The 18,523-nt window shown below is 37.2% G+C and carries 10 protein-coding genes; 8 read left to right on the forward strand and 2 right to left on the reverse strand.

Features of this window, described 5'->3' with window-relative positions:
* The first annotated feature begins 1 nt into the window (after position 1).
* Both IE080_RS07805 and IE080_RS07810 read left to right on the forward strand, forming a co-directional pair.
* Entirely contained in the window at positions 2-643 is a 642-nt protein-coding gene (locus IE080_RS07805) for a porin family protein (protein ID WP_189580293.1), read from the forward strand.
* Between the two features lie 187 nt (positions 644-830).
* Complete coding sequence (locus tag IE080_RS07810; RefSeq protein ID WP_189580296.1) at positions 831-9,524, forward strand: GH36-type glycosyl hydrolase domain-containing protein; 8,694 nt, start codon at positions 831-833, stop codon at positions 9,522-9,524.
* Positions 9,525-9,724: 200 nt separating this feature from the next.
* On the opposite strand, the gene IE080_RS07815 is transcribed toward IE080_RS07810, so the two are convergent.
* A complete protein-coding gene (locus tag IE080_RS07815; RefSeq protein WP_189580299.1) occupies positions 9,725-10,798 on the reverse strand; it encodes a fatty acid desaturase family protein in 1,074 nt (357 codons plus the stop codon).
* Positions 10,799-10,931: 133 nt separating this feature from the next.
* Entirely contained in the window at positions 10,932-11,117 is a 186-nt protein-coding gene (locus tag IE080_RS07820; RefSeq protein ID WP_189580302.1) for a hypothetical protein, read from the reverse strand.
* Between the two features lie 689 nt (positions 11,118-11,806).
* Here IE080_RS07820 and IE080_RS07825 point away from each other — a divergent pair.
* From IE080_RS07825 to IE080_RS07850, 6 genes are all read left to right on the forward strand, one after another.
* The gene (locus IE080_RS07825) at positions 11,807-15,283 is read left to right on the forward strand and encodes a CheR family methyltransferase (protein ID WP_189580304.1); all 3,477 of its coding nucleotides are present in this window, start codon (positions 11,807-11,809) and stop codon (positions 15,281-15,283) included.
* Entirely contained in the window at positions 15,280-15,732 is a 453-nt protein-coding gene (locus IE080_RS07830) for a response regulator (protein WP_189580307.1), read from the forward strand. Before IE080_RS07825 ends, IE080_RS07830 begins: the two co-directional genes overlap by 4 nt.
* A 12-nt stretch (positions 15,733-15,744) precedes the next feature.
* The gene (locus IE080_RS07835) at positions 15,745-16,314 is read left to right on the forward strand and encodes a helix-turn-helix domain-containing protein (protein ID WP_229800554.1); all 570 of its coding nucleotides are present in this window, start codon (positions 15,745-15,747) and stop codon (positions 16,312-16,314) included.
* Positions 16,315-16,867: 553 nt separating this feature from the next.
* A complete protein-coding gene (locus IE080_RS07840; RefSeq protein WP_189580310.1) occupies positions 16,868-17,287 on the forward strand; it encodes a hypothetical protein in 420 nt (139 codons plus the stop codon).
* 30 nt (positions 17,288-17,317) lie between these two features.
* Positions 17,318-17,605, forward strand: coding sequence for a hypothetical protein (locus IE080_RS07845; RefSeq protein WP_189580313.1), 288 nt, complete (start codon positions 17,318-17,320; stop codon positions 17,603-17,605).
* Positions 17,606-18,324: 719 nt separating this feature from the next.
* Positions 18,325-18,483, forward strand: coding sequence for a hypothetical protein (locus tag IE080_RS07850; RefSeq protein WP_189580316.1), 159 nt, complete (start codon positions 18,325-18,327; stop codon positions 18,481-18,483).
* Positions 18,484-18,523 lie beyond the last annotated feature (40 nt).

Below are 18,523 nucleotides of genomic sequence, written 5' to 3' on the forward strand. Positions count from 1 at the left end.
TATGAAAAAATCATTTCTAGTACTCATAGTATTCACAACTTGTTTGGCACTGGAGTCAGTAGCACAATCTTCTAATTTTGACTCTAGGGAAAGGATTACGGCAGGATTGAAAGTTGGCCTGAATCGTTCTAATGTATGGGATGAACAAGGTCAGGATTTTAGGGCAGAACCAAAGTTTGGGTTTGCAGGAGGTGTTTTTGTAGGAATTCCAATAAGTAAATATTTTGGATTCCAGCCAGAATTGCTCATTTCTCAAAAGGGATTTAAGGGAGAGGGTACTTTATTAGGGACTGAGTATTCCTTTTCTAGGACCTCAACGTTTATTGATCTTCCGCTTCAACTACAAATAAAGCCAGTCCAACATGTCACATTGTTAATTGGCCCCCAATTTTCACACTTATTCAAAGAGAATAATAAGTATACTTTTGGTTCTAACAGTACCGAACAAGAAGAGGAATTCGGGAAAATTGATCCTAGAAAAAATATTCTCGGGTTTGTCGGCGGCTTGGATGTGAGCATTAACCGTTTTGTTGTCTCAGGTCGATTTGGATATGATTTTTTAAATAATCATAGAGATGGGTCAACAACGGTACCGAGATATAAAAATCAATGGCTTCAATTAACTTTTGGATTAAAAATTTAAGGTGAAACTTTTTTTAAATTAATGTAATCCAAATTTTTTTTTAATTGGCCTGCACCTAAAACATGCAGGCCATAATTTATAGTTTTCTAGCTCCAGAAGTCCAAAGAGGGCTTTGGTAGGGTCGATTTCTAACAATACTATTTTTCAAGCTAAACAATAAATCTAAAATACTGACTAGAGATTGGCTATGAAAAAACAGATTGAAGTATCCTATAACTCATTAGTTCTTAGGGAGAGCGCTATCAGCTTGGCCAAAATACATAAAACAACAAGAGGCACAAGTAAGCTGAGGCAATTAAAGCCCATTCTAGCAAAATCCAAGGAAGTCCTGACTGAAACCTACAGGACACTTTCCTATATTGTTAAATCAGAAAAAGAAATCTCCTCTGCCTCTGAATGGCTCTTAGATAATTTTTATATCATTCAAGAGCAAATGATTCAAATCGGCATAGACTTCCCTCAAAACTATCATAAAAGCATCCCATTAATTTTAAGAGGAGAGCACATTGGCTTACCTAGGGTATATGAAATCGTACTTAATCTACTAACCCATACAGATAATGTTTTAGATAAAGAAGTTTTAACTATTTACATCAAGAATTATCAGGATGAAGAACCCCTTCAAACAGGAGAGATATGGGCAATTCCAATTATGATTCGTTTATTTCTTATTCAGATTTTATCGGAAAAGGCAGCAACTATTTTAGAGCAAAAAAAACTAAGAATAGAAGTTGATAAATTTGTTTCAAGCGTTCAAAAAGAGAATCTAGAGGAGCCTGGAATGTATACACAGGCTCTTTCTGCTTGGTTTAAAAATAATGCTAAAAGTTCGGGTCTTGCAACACTTATTGAGCTATTTAACAATCTTCAATCACATGGACTTCTTTTTGAAGAACAAAAGCGTTGGTTTAACTATCAGATCAACCATTATGAAATCACGCTGGAGGATGCCATCCGGCAAGAAGCACAAAAGGAATCAAGGCTGGAAGTAAACGTTCAAAATGCAGTTTTATCCTTAAGACAGATTTTGGAAGTGGACTGGTCTGATTTTGTGGAAGACTGCTCTCTAGTTAATGATATTCTCAAAAATGATCCATCGGGAGATTATGACTTCATGGATTTTCCAACTAGAGATAGCTATAGAAAAGTTATTGAAAAGGTAAGCAGGCGTTCTAGTTTTTCTGAAATACAGGTTGCACAACAAGCATTGGAGTTAGCTCAAGAGCAGGAGGCACTTGTCTCGAGCGATGGTGATGATTACATATTTGGTAAAACTTGTATCAAAAGACATATTGGTTTTTTTCTTCTAGGTGAGGGTTACAAGGAACTCATCCAAAGGACTGACTATTCAGTCCCTCTCAGAGAGCGGAGTATTCGTGCACTTGAGAAACACTTTTCACTGTATTTGTTTTTAATTGCTTCTTTTTCCCTTATATTTTTAAGTATTCTTTGGTTGGCTTCTGGCACTCTCAGCCATGGTATTGGGATCACAATTGCCGTAATTTTGGTAGCTAGTTTTCCGGCTTTTGACTTAGCTGTTTCTGTTGTCAATCGTTTTTTTGCCTTTTTTTTACCACCACGGCTGCTTCCGAAAATGAATGACAAAACGGATGTTACGGATGCTGCAAGAACGATGGTTGTCATGCCTACCATGTTGGTGTCTGTGCAAGATGCCTTACGGCAAATTGAAAATTTAGAGGTGCACTTTTTAGGAAACCCGGATCCCGGACTTCAGTTTGTACTACTTTCGGATTTTACGGATGCACAAGAAAAGGATACCAAAGGCGATGCCGATATTATTGAGGCGGCAACCAATGCAATCCATCAACTGAATAAAAAGTATGCCTCGCGATTTGGGGAACGCTTTTTTATGTTGCATCGGGAGCGACTTTGGAATCCATCCGAAAATGTCTGGATGGGTTGGGAAAGAAAACGAGGGAAACTCGAGGAGTTTAATCAACTCCTGTACAATCCATCCTCACCAACTTCTTATACGGTGGTGGTAGGATATTTTTTGGCAACAACAGCCATTTGTCCAGTTCAATTTGTAATCACCTTGGATGCCGATACCAAATTACCCCCAGGCACGGCAAAAAAATTAGTCAATACCATCGCGCATCCACTCAACAGAGCTTGGTATGACAAAGAAAAAGGCCGGATTACCAAAGGGTATACCATCATTCAGCCACGGATTTCATTTTCTCCCGAGTCTGAAAAAAACACCCGATTTTCAAAAATATTTTCTGGTAATGTAGGATTGGATCCCTACTCAGCAGCGGTTTCAGATATTTATCAAGATCTTACAGGAGAAGCAAGCTTTACCGGAAAAGGTATCTACGATGTCAAGGCGTTTCATGAGGTCATGATGCATCAGTTTCCCGAAAATCGAATTCTCTCACACGACCTTATTGAAAGTGCCTACGTACGGACAGGCCTTGCTACTGACATCGAACTGTATGACGATTACCCCAGTACCTACAGTGCCTTTACAAAAAGAAATCATCGTTGGACAAGAGGTGACTGGCAAATAGCTGCATGGTTACTTTCACGTGTTCCAAGTGAGTCGGGTATTGTAAAGAATCCAATCAACTTATTATCGAAATGGAAGATTTTTGACAACCTTCGGAGATCACTCAACTTTTTTTTTCTGTTAATTTTTTTCCTTGCAGGTATCTTTTGGCTTCCAGGAGCCAATTGGATATGGGTAGTGGCTGCTTTTGGCATAGTTGCCTTTCCTACGTATATCACATTATCCAGTGACTTGCTCAATCGGCCTACTCGGGTGCGATGGAAACTTCACATGATTAAAGTTTGGGGCAACTTACGCATGCACCGTATTCAGGCCATGTCCACCATCATCATTGCACCTCATCAGGCTTTTGTACAGTTGGATGCGATTATTCGGACCTTGTACCGTTTAAGTTTTTCAAAAAAGTTACTTCTGGAATGGTCCACAGCTTCTCAAGTAGAACATATGCGGAAGCAGTCCTTGGTAGACTACATGCGGTGGATGATTTTACCCATGCTTTTAGGGGTCTTAATCGTACTTATGGCTTTAGTAACCAATCCTGCTCACCTATGGGTAGTTATTCCCTTTTTTGTTTTGTGGTTTGGTTCACCTTTTTATGCTTGGTATATCAGTTTGCCGTTACCAAAGCCACTAGTGGTGCTTTCGGATGATGATCGCTCCAAATTGCGATTGTATGCAAGGCGTACTTGGGCCTATTTTGAGCGCTTCGTAAATGAAAAGCATGGTTGGCTTCCTCCTGACAACTATCAGGAAAATCCTCAGCTGTCCGAAACATCCAGAACATCCCCCACCAATATTGGACTGGCGCTCGTCTCTACGACTACAGCATATCATTTGGGCTATATGACCTTAGGGACATTTTTGCAAAGACAAGAAGATTCTATGCGAGCAATTGTAAGGCTTGAAAAATACCGAGGTCACCTCTTTAATTGGTATGCTACTGGATCGGGTCGGATTCTTCAACCTTCCTATATATCCACCGTAGATTCAGGAAATCTAGCTGCCAGTCTCATCACTGTGAAAGAGGCTATCAAAGAGATCATGGCTTCTCCTGGAATGTATAAAAACTTTCACAGGGGGTTAAGGGATACCTTGAGTTCTATTGATTCCATACTCTTGGATTTGCACAACGTTCAGGGACTTAAGCTTCATGCTTTTGAAAAAATCCAAGTGCTTTTGCATGAGATGGTTGGTCAGTTGGATCAAGAAATTGAGGAGGGGGCTTCAATTAGTTTGGAGTTTTTGGAGAAAATAAAAATAGATGCTGAAAAGCTTGCTGCCAATGATATATTGTCAGCTGTCACGTTGATAGATGATCTGATGATTGAGCATGTGCTTTTTTGGCTCAAAAGACCCCTGATCCACATAAATGATGCTTTGACGGAGTTAAGCGTATTGAGACAAGAAAAACAACTGTCTTTTCATGTGGATTCGTGCGATGAATGGAGGAGGCAGTGGAGTGAAACTTCACCTGAAAGTGGTCCAAATGTTCTTATAAACCATTGGCAGGAGCAAGCGGGAGCAATTATTCTCATGGCAGAAGATTTGATTGACTCCATGGATTTTTCTTTTCTCTACCAAAAGGAAAGAGGCTTGTTTAGTATTGGGTATAATTTGGATATTGCCCAATTTGACAAAAGCACCTATGATTTATTGGCTAGTGAGGCACGCATTGCTTCCTATATTGCTATTGCCAAGGGAGATATTCCAGTAGAGCATTGGTTTAGATTAAGCAGGAGACTTACCCGTATCCATGAAGATGAAATGTTACTTTCATGGGGAGGAACCATGTTTGAGTACTTAATGCCACTTCTCTTTTTCAAATCATTTGAGGATACTATGATGGATAGTACCTGCCGGAATGTCATCCGATGGCAAAAAAAATATGGACATAGCCGAGGGTTCCCTTGGGGCTCTTCTGAAAGTGCTTACTATTTTCTCAATATTGACTTACATTATCAATACCGCACGTTTGGTGTGCCTGGGCTTGGATTAAAACGCGGGCTTGCAGATGAGTATGTCGTTGCTCCCTATGCCAGCTTGCTTTCCTTAATGGTTGAGATTTCCGATCCTCTCAAAAACCTACAAGAAGTCGAAGTGGCTGGAGGCTTGGGGATGTTTGGGTTTTATGATGCCATTGACTATACCACATCGCACCTTACAGAAGGGACAGCATATAAAGTCGTCAAAACTTACATGGTTCACCATCATGGCATGAGCCTTATGGCATTGGAAAATGTGCTTAATGAATCGTCTATAAGAAAAAGCTTTCATGCAGATCCTCGTATCAAAAGTTGCGAGTTATTGCTGCAAGAGCGCATTCCAAAAGGGACCCCAATCAAAGAACCGCACCCTATCGATGCCGAACTTGAACCAAGCACCAAATCTTCCGATCAGTATGTGGCAGAACATGCCGGAATTAACGAATTGGATCTCAGCCCTCCTCGCTTGCATACCTTATCGAACGGTAGCTTTTCAACAGTGATTACACATGCTGGAACAGGCTTTGCTAAGACACACGGAATAATACTAAATAGCTGGAAAACAGACCCAACCGTAGACCCATTAGGCATGTTTTTTTATGTGAAAGATATAAAAAGTGGGGAGTTTTGGTCTGCAATGCATCAACCTGTCAAATGTAAACCTGATCGCTACGATACTTGGTTTCATAATGGTAAGGTTATTTGTTCACGGGTGGATAATTGGATTGAAACTACTTCAGAAATATGTGTTTCCCCAGATCATCCAATTGAACTTAGAAAACTTACCTTAACCAACTATTCCGATCGAAAACGCGTGCTGGAAATCACCAGTTATGCAGAAGTGATGCTTAATGGATTGACACATCATAATACCCATCCTGCTTTTTCGAAGTTATTTATAGAAACAGAATATTTGGAAGATAATCATGCAATCATAGCCAAAAGAAGATCCAGAAGTAAGGAAGAATCTCCCATGTATCTTATTCATACGTTCGCATGCAGCAATCAAATTCATGTCGTAAAGCCAGTGGGCTTTGAAACCGAAAGGTCAAATTTTATTGGAAGAGGTAGGTCGTTGAGTAATCCATTAGCACTTTCTGATGGTTATTTGCTCCAAAGAACACAAGGTAATGTATCTGACCCTATAGTTAGTTTGAGAAAGCAGATCATACTTCAACCAGGAGAAAAAGCACATCTGAGTTTCGGACTAGGGTTTGCTACTTCCCGTGAAGCAGCCTTACAAATTGCAGCAATTTATGATAGCCAGTTAGCCGTAAATAGAGCCTTTGACCTAGCCACTATTTATGGCTTGGTAGAGCTCAATCACATGGGGCTCCGGACAAGTCAGGCGCATTTTTTCCATAAACTCTCTTCTTATCTCTTATTTGGCGTGCCTGCTTTCAGAACCGATGCACATATATTGCTTTCTAATCGCAAAATACAAGCGGACCTTTGGCCTTTTGGTATTTCTGGCGATTTTCCTTTGATCATTTTCCGAATCAATGAAGCTAATCAACTTAAGCAAGTTAAACTCATCCTTAAAGCGCATACTTTCTGGCGCAAGCGGGGAATTGAATCAGAATTGCTCATCATCAATGATCATGCTCCAGGATATATAGACGAAATTCAAGAGGCGATTCAGATAGCAATAGAATCCTCTCTAGAACGCGAAGTATTCAATAAAAGAGGGGGAATATTCATTTATCAAGCAGATAAAATACAGCCGGAAGCTTTTAAACTTTTACTGAGTGTTGCGCACGTGATATGGAATAAGCAACTTCCTAATCTGGCAAAGCTACTTCAAAAAAGTGAAACAGAATCTTGGTTTTCTAATTATGCAAACATCAAATACCGCCCTTTTCGGGAATGGGAAATTGTAGACGAAAATATCCTTGAAAAGTGGCAAAGCGAGGTAAGATTCTTTAATGGGTTTGGAGGTTTTTCACTGGATGGCACAGCCTACCATATCTTTATCTCAACAGATCCTTTTACAGGTGTCCCACTTTTGCCACCTGCTCCATGGATCAATGTTATTGCCAATCCTACTTTTGGATTTACTGTTTCGGAGCGTGGTGCAGGATACACATGGAGCGAAAACAGCCGGGAAAATAAACTAACCTCCTGGTCCAACGACCCCATAATGGACAGTCATTCAGAGGCTTTTTATATACGGGATGAGGAGCGGATGCATTACTGGTCACCTTGTCCAGGACCTGTTGCAGCAGGCACTTACCAGGTGATACATGGTTTTGGATTTACAAGCTTCTATGTGGATGTAAACGGATTACAGCAACGTTTACGTCAGTTTGTTCATTTAAACCAAGGATTGAAGGTTTCTACATTAACCTTAAAAAACACAAAATCAACACTACAGAAACTCTCTGTTTTTAGATATCTAGACAGGGTATTAGGTGTGGATCCATCCCTTTCTTCCCGATTTGTAAGTCAGGAAGTCGATGACCTTGGCTCGATGCTTTTTGCTTGTAACAATTACAATAATGAGTTTGCTGGACGTATTGTCTTTTCCGCACTAATCAATCCATTGGATGGGGCAATAAGGAGATTTACAACCGATCGTGAAGGATTCATTGGTCGAAATCGCTCTTTGGACAAACCCCTCGCCTTGGAGTCGGAAAGATGGCTTGACAACAAGAATCCTATAGGTGGAGACTCTTGCGCTGCCTTACAAACGTATTTTGAGCTTGCTCCTAACGAAAGCGTCACCCTTATTTTCTTGGAAGGAGAAGGACGCGACCATGAAGCAGCAAAAGAAATGATCAGACAGTTTTCTACACTCAGCCAAGTGGAGGCAGCACTTGAAGATATTCATAGATTTTGGAAGGATACATGTGGAAAGGTAAGAATTTCCACACCTGATCAATCGTTGAATATTCTTGTCAATGGCTGGCTTACGTACCAGAATTTATCTTGTAGAATATGGGGGCGTACAGGCTTTTATCAATCAGGAGGAGCATATGGCTTCAGAGATCAATTACAAGATTCGATGGCAGCACGATATGCGGACACTCGTATTTGTAGAAATCAGCTATTGCTTCATGCCAAGCAGCAATTTTTAGAAGGGGATGTTCTCCATTGGTGGCATCCACCAACAGGGAGAGGAATTCGGTCAAAAATAACAGATGACAGGCTTTGGCTTCCTTTCGTGCTCGATTTTTACATCAGCTCAACGGGAGATCATTCCATTTTGAAAGAAAACGTAAGCTATATAAACGCACGATCATTAGAAGCCACCGAACATGAAGTCTATCTGTATCCTGATACTCTGGAACAAGACGGTAGCATGTATGAACATTGCTGCAAGGCTATTGATGTTTCATTGAAATTTGGGGTCAATGGTCTGCCACTCATCGGTGGAGGGGACTGGAATGACGGCATGAATCGGGTTGGAGAGCTAGGACAGGGAGAAAGCGTATGGCTAGGATTCTTTTTGTACGATATTCTTATAAAGTTTAAAAAATATTGTCACAACATGGATGATCCTTCGAGAGGAAACAAGTACGCACTGATTGCCAATCAATTGAAAAAAAATCTGAATAACAAAGGGTGGGATGGTTCTTGGTATTTAAGGGCATTTTACGATGACGGAAGTACCATTGGGTCATCTCTAAATGAAGAATGCAAAATAGATGCGATCTCTCAGGCTTGGTCCATCATTTCAGGAGCTGCCTCTCAGGAGAGAGGGGAAAAAAGTCTCAAGTCTTTGGAGCACCACCTGGTTTCAGAACAGAAAAAGATTATAAGACTGTTAACCCCTCCATTTGATAAAACTGGTAAAGACCCTGGTTACATCAAAGGATACATACCAGGTGTACGGGAAAATGGGGGACAATATACGCATGGAGCTCTTTGGGCAATCAAAGCATTTGCTACCTTAGGAATGGGAGAAAAGGCAGTTCATTACCTCAAAATGATCAATCCTATCAACCATGCACTTGGCAAAGATGCGGTAGATACCTACAAAGTAGAGCCCTATGTGGTAGCTGCGGATGTCTACGGAGAAGGTCATATAAGTGGACAGGGGGGCTGGACTTGGTATACTGGCTCTGCAGCATGGATGTACCGGGTTGCATTAGAATCTGTTTTAGGGATACAGGTCACGGGCAATTCATTTCTTCTAAATCCTTCCATATCAGAAAAATGGGACGGGTATACGGTTGACTTTCGCTTAGACGATAATATTACTCAATATCACATACAGATTTTGAATCCCCACAAACTACAAAGTGGACTCCTTTCAGGAACAGTCGATGGAGAGGAGGTGCGATTTGATTCGGCACCGGCAGAAATTGAACTTAAAAAAGACAAAAAACAGCATCATATTCGATTAAATATCATTCACGTTTTATAATTTGGAATCAAGTTGCAGTGCTTAGAGTAAACGGTTCTGATTTAGGAATTTGATAAATACTAATTGTTAATCTTGCTTGTAATTATCCCATCTCCTCTCCACTTGCTTGCTATTGTATAAAAGGTGTTGAATGTCTATGACACTTGTTTTTATAGTTGACATTATAAACGGGTTAATCTTGAAATATGCTTCTCACCTTTTTAGTTCCCCATTTTCTTTAGAAAACCTGCATGCGATTTTAAGGCCGAAATGAAGGTCTTATTTTCAATGTAAGGTATTTTAAACTCTTCTGCAGTTTCTTTCACTATTGATGAAATTGCTGGATAATGTACGTGGCAGATATTTGGAAAAAGATGGTGCTCAATCTGAAAATTTAAGCCGCCAAATAAAAATCCAGTAAGCCAACTTTCTCGAGCAAAATTAGCAGTTGTACGCATTTGGTGTACTGCCCATGAGTCGTGAATTTCCGTTTCATTTTCAGGTTTGGGCATATGGGTTTCTTTGACCAAATGAGCTAATTGAAACACATTCCCAATCAAAGTCCCTTCCGCAAGGTGCATAACCAGGAGCAGTAATAGTACCTGAAACCACGGGAGATTAATCACAATAAGAGGAATAACAAGGAAAAACATGTAATAAATCAATTTGAATGCAAAGAGGTTAATATACTCAATGCGAGGAGGTTTTTCATCTCCAATTCTTAGAGACGCATCAAAAAACTTCATATAATCTTTTCTGTAAAACCATGAAATAGAGGCAAAAGAATATAGAAAAAAAGCATAAATATGTTGGTACTTATGGATCCATTTTTTGGGCTCATCCTTGTGGATTCGAATCATTCCTGGAGCTACTTGAAGATCTGCATCATGTCCAATAATGTTGGTATAAGTATGATGTATTTTGTTGTGGGTCATTTTCCATACATATACATTTGCCCCTATCAGGTTAAAGAGAATTCCCAATGATTTATTAATTTGGGGAGATTTGGAATAAGCGCCATGAAGGGCATCATGGCCAATATTAAAGCCAATCAATCCCATAGTTAATCCCAAGCCTATCGCAATCATCATATGATACCATAGATTTACTTCTGCAAATAATAATGCAAAATAAAGACCAACCCAAAGAGTCAAAATCCCTATTGTTTTGGCTACCATTCTCCCATCAGCTTTTTTTGAAATCTTCTTCTGTTCAAAATAAGCGTTTGTCCTTTCTCGTACTGTCTCTAGAAACATTGAGCTTGTTTGGGTTCCAAATTTTATTGATTTACTCATGATTTATAGGTGCACAATGGCTTTAAATGAATGCTTTAAAAAATTAACATTATAGTTTTTTGTCCCGTTTACAATACCACACTTTATTATAGTGCTCATTTACAGGCAAAAGAGCACAAAAGTAAAGGCTAAATCAATACAGTTGGAGTTCTGCCAACAATGAATCCATAGCCTTTCTACTAATTTTCAATTTGGCTGCAAGTTTTTGGAACATTGTTTCTTGTTCTCCCTCTTTAAATTCAAAGTCCGCATCATTCAAATAAGGAAACCTCCACTTTAACATGACTTTTTGTTCTCTCCAGCTTCTGACAATATTCATATACTTTTTTTTAAATAAATTAACCAAGAATTGATTTGTATATCTCAGAACACCAGTTTAAATATGTCAAGGATATAAAAAAGTGCTAGGCTAGTTTTTTGAACAATGCTAAGAGCAATATTTATAGCCTAATAGAAGAACATAATTTTCTAAATTTAAATTCAATACCAATGGGCAATAGCCAATAAACCTCCCTTAATCAGAGAAAGTCTCTTTTTTGTTTATCTGATCCACTACAATAACTTTCTTACCTTTCAATTTGCGGTAAAACTAAAATCCCTTTAATTATTTGATTATCAATGATCCTAAAGTCAGAATTTCCCTTTTCAAACTTTGTTCGCTTCCTTAAAACCCTCCAATCACCTCTATTTTCTTTTGGTTTGGGATTGCTACAAAACTGTAATAAGATTTCGAAACATATACCTTTGGCACTAATTCAAAGATTGGCATTTATTTCACTGAGGAGGTAGCCTCTTGCAAAAGAGTAACAAAAAATTACAAAATTCACACATTTACCCATCATGGCTTAATTTTTGTTAATAGAAAAATAAAATCTTTTATTAGTTAAATACAAACTTACCGAATTCGGAAAGCAGGCTTTTATATCGTAACTTCACTGAATAATTTTAGCAACATCACCTTTTTTTACTGATGTGCTATTGGCTATCCTTTCTAATTCAATAAACAGCATGGGGAAAAAAAGTAAAACAGAAATTACAGAGGAGCCTGGGAAAGAAGTGTTTCCGATAGTCGCTATTGGCGCATCTGCCGGTGGATTGGAAGCTATTTCTGAACTGCTGAAACATTTGGATCCAAATACAGGGATGGCGTTTATTTTTGTCCAACATCTCAGCCCTGACCATAAGAGTATGCTTACTCCATTATTGGCTAAAATCACCTCCATGGATGTCAAAGAAGTGGAAAACAAGGTACTGATCAAGCCTAATAATTTCTACATCATTCCCCCTGACAAGGAAATATCAGTTGAAAAAGGCCATATCAAACTATCACCAAGGCCAGAAAGCCCAAAGGTAAGTTTGCCAATAGATATCCTTTTTTCATCACTTGCCAAAACACATAAGGTTAATGTAATCGGAATCATTCTTAGCGGTAGTGCAACTGACGGTTCGATTGGCCTGAAGTCAATTAAGCAAGAAGGAGGCTTAACCTTTGCACAGGACCGATCGGCTAAATTTATTAGTATGCCTGAATCTGCCATATCTACGGGTATAGTAGACTTTATTCTATCTCCAAAAGAAATTGCTTTTGAATTGAATAGAATAAGTAAGCTTCCTAAGGTGAGCGTTTCAGATCCATTAAATGGAGAGGAAGATGGTATTGAAGACGACAACCCCGATTTCATAGCTATCCTTCTTAGTCTTCAAAAATTTGCAGGTGTTGATTTTTCGGTTTACAAACCAAGAACGATCAAGCGGAGGATTATGAGAAGAATGATGCTTTGTAAAGCACAAGATCTTAAAACATACAGACAGCTAATTGGGGAGAGCAATGAAGAAATAAAAATTCTCTATCAGGACCTCTTGATCAATGTAACCAGTTTTTTCAGAGATCCTGACACCTATAAGTATTTGAAAGAATCCCTCCTTCCCAAGCTCTTTCAGTCAAAAAAAGAAAAGGATAAACTAAGAGTCTGGGTGCCTGCTTGTTCCTCCGGTGAAGAGGCGCTGTCTATTGCTATGTTGATCATGGAAGTACAGGAGAATACAGGAGATCATATACCTATACAGATATTTGCAACGGACCTGAGCGAGAAAGAAATCAGAAAAGCAAGAATTGGCCTTTATACGCAAAATGAACTGCAATCTGTTTCCCCAAAACGCCTTCACCGTTTTTTCACCAAAAGTAACAGCAACTACAGGATATCCAAAACTATCAGGGATATCTGTGTCTTTGCTCCTCATAATCTACTTAAAGATCCGCCTTTTTCAAGAATTGATTTCATTAGCTGTAGAAATTTACTGATCTATCTCGGTAATACAGCCCAAAAAAAGGTGTTGGCTACCTTTCATTATGCTTTGAACGAGAATGGCTTTTTGATGCTGGGCAAAGCAGAAACCATAAGTTCTTCCACTGATCTATTTTCAGAGGTAAATAAAAAACATAAAATCTATTCCAGAAAAAGTAGGACCACTTCTATTTTTTTACAACAACCAACGTTAAAAGTGCCAAAAGATTTCAGCCACAGGATTCAGCAGGAAGATGCACCCGATTCTAAATCCGGAATTTCAAAACCACCTATTGTATTTACAAAAGGGAACTTAGATCAAATAGTTGATGCCGTTCTTCTTGCAGATTATTTGCCTGCATGTGTGGTTATCAATCATCAGATGGAAATTCTCCAATTTAGGGGCAATACAGATTTATACTTTAGCCATGTTTCCGGAAAAGCTTCCTTGAATATCCTGAAAATGGTGAGAAAGGAAATAGCATTTGGCTTAAGGAGTTTGATATCCAAATCCATCAAGTCCAAGAAGAGTTTTCGAAAAACAGGTATAGAAATAAATTTTCATAATAAAGTTTATGTCTTAGCCATTGAAGTTGCCCCACTTCATGTAGAATTAGAAGAAGAATTAATAATAGTTGTTTTTACCCAACATGATCAGTCATCAAGTCTTCATCAGTTAAAAGCAACAGATGATATTCGTGATACTCAATCAAAGTTAAAGGAAGACAGAATAAAAGAGCTCGAAGAAGAATTGGCATCGTCTCAGGAAGATGCGCTTGAACTTACCCAAGAGCAGGAGAGATATATTGCAGAACTGCAAAGCGCTAATGAAGAAGTGGTGTCGAGTAATGAAGAACTGCAGACTGTAAATGAAGAATTGGAAACATCTAAGGAAGAACTAGAATCTTCTAACGAGGAACTAATTACAACTAATCAAGAACTGCAGACCAGAAATGAACTGCTCAATGAATCTTACGAGTATTCTAGTGCTATCATTTCTACATTACATGAGCCCATGATTGTCCTGGATAGATTTTTCCGAATCAGGACATTCAACCAATCCTTTTTGAGAATTTTCCAACTCAATAAACATCAGATAGAAGGTAAGCATTTGTTTGATCTTGAAAACGGTCATTGGAATATTCCAAGTCTTAGAGAGTTGCTCGAACAGATAATCCCCAAGAATCCATCTTTTAGCAATTTCAAAATTACGCATTCTTTTCCACGGATAGGCGAAAGGGAGTTTTTTTTAAATGCGAGTAGTATTATTCAAAAAAGTCACGGGGAAGAACTAATTCTGCTTTCATTTAATGATGTAACAGATGCTGAGAGGATCCAGAAAGATAGACTGGAAGGATTTGCGAAGGATATTGAAGAAAGTAGAAACTATAATCTAAAGCTTGAAAAAGCTGTAAAGGAGAGAACCAATCAGCTAAATCAATCCAATAAAATCCTTGCCGAGAAAAATATTGAACTTGAAAAAATGAACAAGGAACTTGAGGCCTTTGCCTATGTTTCCAGTCATGACTTAAAAGAACCGCTCCGAAAAATTCAAACTTTTGCCGACAGGATTCTGGAAAGTGAAATAGAAAATTTATCACCAAAGGGACAAATATATTTTCTCCATATACAGAAATCTTCGAATAGGATGCAAATGCTTATTGAAGATTTGTTGAGTTTTACCAGTCTCAACTCCGCAGAAAGAAAATTTGAAGCAACCAATTTGGAAAAAATTATCCAGGATGTTCAGATAGAAATGAAAGAAGATCTTGATAAGAATCAAGCTCAATTAAAGCTTCATGATTTGTGTGAAGTCAATGTTATCCCCTTTCAGTTCCGGCAGTTGATACATAATATGATCAGCAATTCCTTAAAATTTGCAAAGCCAACAATTCCTTTGGAAATCAACGTCTTCTGCAAGCTTGAAACCCATGATAAAATTAGAATTACGGAAAAATTACAACATAAATTATATCATCACATTAGATTTTCGGATAATGGGATAGGCTTTGATCAGGAATACAGTAAAAGGATTTTTGAAGTTTTTGAAAAGCTCCACAGTAAAGATGAATATCCTGGCACAGGAATAGGTTTAGCCATTGTGAAAAAGATTGTTGAAAATCACCATGGTTTTATCAAAGCAACGAGCGAGTCAAATAAAGGAACTATCTTTGATATATACCTACCGGCAAAAAAATGAAAAGCAATCCTTTAAAAATCTTACTTGCAGATGATGATGAAGCGGATAGGCTTTTATTTATCGAGGCTTTTGATGAATTGAACGCTGAAACCTCCGTTCAGACCGTAAATGATGGTGTCGAGCTAATGGCACTTTTACGGCAAACAGTTATTGAATACCTACCAGATATATTGTTCTTGGATATCAATATGCCTAAAAAGAATGGTTTGGATTGTTTAAAAGAAATCCGTGCAGATAAAAAATTCAAGGAAGTTTCTATAGCCATATTTACAACTTCTTCTTCCCAAGGTGATATGGAAAACACCTTTCTTCTAGGAGCAAATGTCTACATCAACAAGCCCAATAATTTTCAAAATTTAAAAAAAATTCTTGAAAAGTCCTTATCTTATGCAAGCGTGTATCAGGATCCACCTTTCAATATAGATAATTTTATCTTAAACGTAGAGTAATTGTCTGAAATTATGGAAAAACATAAAATTCACATCAAATACATGGTTAGTCTCCGATGTATTATAGTGGTCAAAGAAGAACTAACTAATTTAGGAATTAAATTTCTTAATGTCAGTTTAGGGGAGGTTGAAATTCTAGGAAAAATTACCAAACAGCAAAAAGACGATTTAGATATTAATTTAAACAAGATAGGTCTTGAACTCCTTGATGATAAAAAAAGCATTTTAATAGATAGAATCAAAAATGAGATCATCATCATGATTCATCATTCAACATCATTGCCTAAAATTAATTTTTCTGACTTTCTCAGTGAAAAGCTTGGGTATGATTATACTTACCTTTCCAATATCTTTACAGAGGTACAGGGAATAACCATACAGCAGTTCATTATTTACAATAAAATTGAAAAGGTGAAAGAACTGTTGCTTTATGATGAGCTAAACCTGACGGAAATTTCCTACCAAATGGATTACAGTAGTATTGCTCATCTTTCCAGTCAGTTCAAAAAAGTTACAGGTCTAACACCTTCATTTTTTAAATATATTAAAAAAAAGCGACTTAATTATTTAAAAAACAATTGATTTATACAACTTTTTTGCAAAAACATATAATATTTTTCATAATAAAATAGCTGATCTTTATAAAATCAAAACAGGGAATTTCTTATTTGGATCTTTCCTGAATGATTTGCCGAAATCAATTGATTCAATTTTTTGGCTAAGTACAGTTTGAACTTAAATATTTCCGCATGACATATTACAGGGTGAATTTTGTCATGCGGGACTTTTTTTTAATACCTTTCAAAAATCTACCGATTTTATACAAGGCAATTTTTTATATCAACAATATCATGTTGTGGGATTTTTTAAAATACTTGTCAAAAAGAACCAAATTAATTTTCTTTTGATCTCTTACAGGTTTAATTCTACCTTAAACCATGCTATTTCTATGAACCAAACCTCTAATAATCATCTACTAGTTCAGTTAAATATATTAATTTATAAGTTTTTTATGTAAAATAAAGTATTTTTTTTAATGTTAAATTTGTATAAATATAAAAAACATGAAAAAAACTATGATTGGATTACTCGTANGTATTTTTTTTAATGTTAAATTTGTATAAATATAAAAAACATGAAAAAAACTATGATTGGATTACTCGTAGCCACAGCTTTTGCTTTTCAAAGCTGTGATAATTATCCAGATGGCCCTTTAGTAAGTCTTAAATCAAAAACAGAAAGAGTGGCCAATGACTGGAAAGTAGGAGAAGCATTAGATGAAGGTACCAATATTACTTCTGATTTTGAAAAATACGAATTGAGTCTAACAAAAGATGGGGAGGCTATTCTAATAGCAAACTACAATTTCCTTGGAATCAATTATGAATTCACTACCTCAGGAACATGGGAGTTTTTAAGCAATGCAACAAAAATATCTTTTGACTTTGAAAATGATGACGCAGATGGCATTTATAAAATTTTGCGATTAAAAGAAAATGAGATGTGGTTGAAAGAAGATGCAGGAACAATTGAGTTACACTTCATGCCCAGATAAATCTTATCAATTAGACATTAATAAAGAATCATGAAAACTAAAAAATTGTATACATCTGGTCAAGTAGTAAGCGCTATTTTGATGGTTATAGGAGCAGGGGCAATGGTAGGCTTTTTTGCAACTAAAAGAAATAGAATAAAAACCCAGAAGAAAGCCAAAGAAATTGGCGGCTTCATAGTAGACAAGGTAAATGCCGAAAAGAAAAGACTGGGAAACAAAGTAATGGAATTGATGCAGAAACCAATAGGAATAGGTTTTGACTTGAAGGAATCAATGTCTAAGTATGACAAAAAAAACAAAGAAGATAAGATCAAATGAACAGTCTCAAAAAAATAAAGGCAAGTTCGATAAAATCTTGTTCAACTTGCGTATTATCGAGCGCTGTATAAGTTGAATAAAAGAATTCTTAAAATCTTGGCTAGTGTCAATAATCATCCAAACCATGATTCAAAAACCTGTTATGGATCAAGACTGACACTAGTCAGGAAATAAGATTGAACTCCGAAAAGCTGTATTGGCCATTTTTATGATTCAAACGGGAATATCATTTGAAATATGGTCCCTTTTTTGAATTAAAGTAGCTTCCGTGACTGAAATGAAAAAGGTCCACGCATGGCACGTATGCCAGCCATAGGCAGGAATTTCACGAAGCTGTTCTTCTATACAAATAAATCTAAACTCTTAATTCTAAAATCATAAGTAAAAAAGTCCACAGATAGCACAGATTTCACAGAAGGAGATAAAATATCCTGTAAGGAATAGCTAACTCGCTTTTTAACGATTGATTTTTAATTTCCTCGCATAGCTCAGCGGACTGTCACTAATCTAAATTCTACCTTCTAATAACTGATTGCGTGGAATAAGAATTGCTAGGGATGAAACTTTCTCTAAGTTTTTAAAATAATCATAACTATTTATTAATCAGGAAAATATATCTGTAATTTTTACAATTTATTAAAAATATGATGTAATTATTTGGAAGTATAAATGCTGAATTTTGTATCAGTTAATTCTTCATACAATAAAAAAACTAAATCATGAAAAAAATCCAAAAGAAAAATCCGAAGCACACTCAAAGTGTATTGTCCCGGTTAAATGACAATCCAGATCAAAGCGAGAAAGCAAAAAAAGGACTTCCTGACAAGAAAAAGGGAATCCTTTCAAAAATAAATGATGATCCTGATCAAAAGAAGTAAATATTTCATCACGTAAAAGAATTACAATATAACGCTAGGG

The organism is Mongoliitalea lutea (assembly GCF_014652135.1).
Taxonomy (GTDB): domain Bacteria; phylum Bacteroidota; class Bacteroidia; order Cytophagales; family Cyclobacteriaceae; genus Mongoliitalea; species Mongoliitalea lutea.

Excerpts from the sequence above, each read along its gene's own strand:
- IE080_RS07835 (WP_229800554.1), top strand. The coding sequence starts at position 15,745 with ATGGAAAAACATAAAATTCACATCAAATACATGGTTAGTCTCCGATGT.
- IE080_RS07840 (WP_189580310.1), top strand. The coding sequence starts at position 16,868 with ATGAAAAAAACTATGATTGGATTACTCGTAGCCACAGCTTTTGCTTTT.
- IE080_RS07845 (WP_189580313.1), top strand. The coding sequence starts at position 17,318 with ATGAAAACTAAAAAATTGTATACATCTGGTCAAGTAGTAAGCGCTATT.
- IE080_RS07820 (WP_189580302.1), bottom strand. The coding sequence starts at position 11,117 with ATGAATATTGTCAGAAGCTGGAGAGAACAAAAAGTCATGTTAAAGTGG.
- IE080_RS07850 (WP_189580316.1), top strand. The coding sequence starts at position 18,325 with ATGAAAAAAATCCAAAAGAAAAATCCGAAGCACACTCAAAGTGTATTG.
- IE080_RS07805 (WP_189580293.1), top strand. The coding sequence starts at position 2 with ATGAAAAAATCATTTCTAGTACTCATAGTATTCACAACTTGTTTGGCA.
- IE080_RS07815 (WP_189580299.1), bottom strand. The coding sequence starts at position 10,798 with ATGAGTAAATCAATAAAATTTGGAACCCAAACAAGCTCAATGTTTCTA.
- IE080_RS07825 (WP_189580304.1), top strand. The coding sequence starts at position 11,807 with ATGGGGAAAAAAAGTAAAACAGAAATTACAGAGGAGCCTGGGAAAGAA.
- IE080_RS07830 (WP_189580307.1), top strand. The coding sequence starts at position 15,280 with ATGAAAAGCAATCCTTTAAAAATCTTACTTGCAGATGATGATGAAGCG.
- IE080_RS07810 (WP_189580296.1), top strand. The coding sequence starts at position 831 with ATGAAAAAACAGATTGAAGTATCCTATAACTCATTAGTTCTTAGGGAG.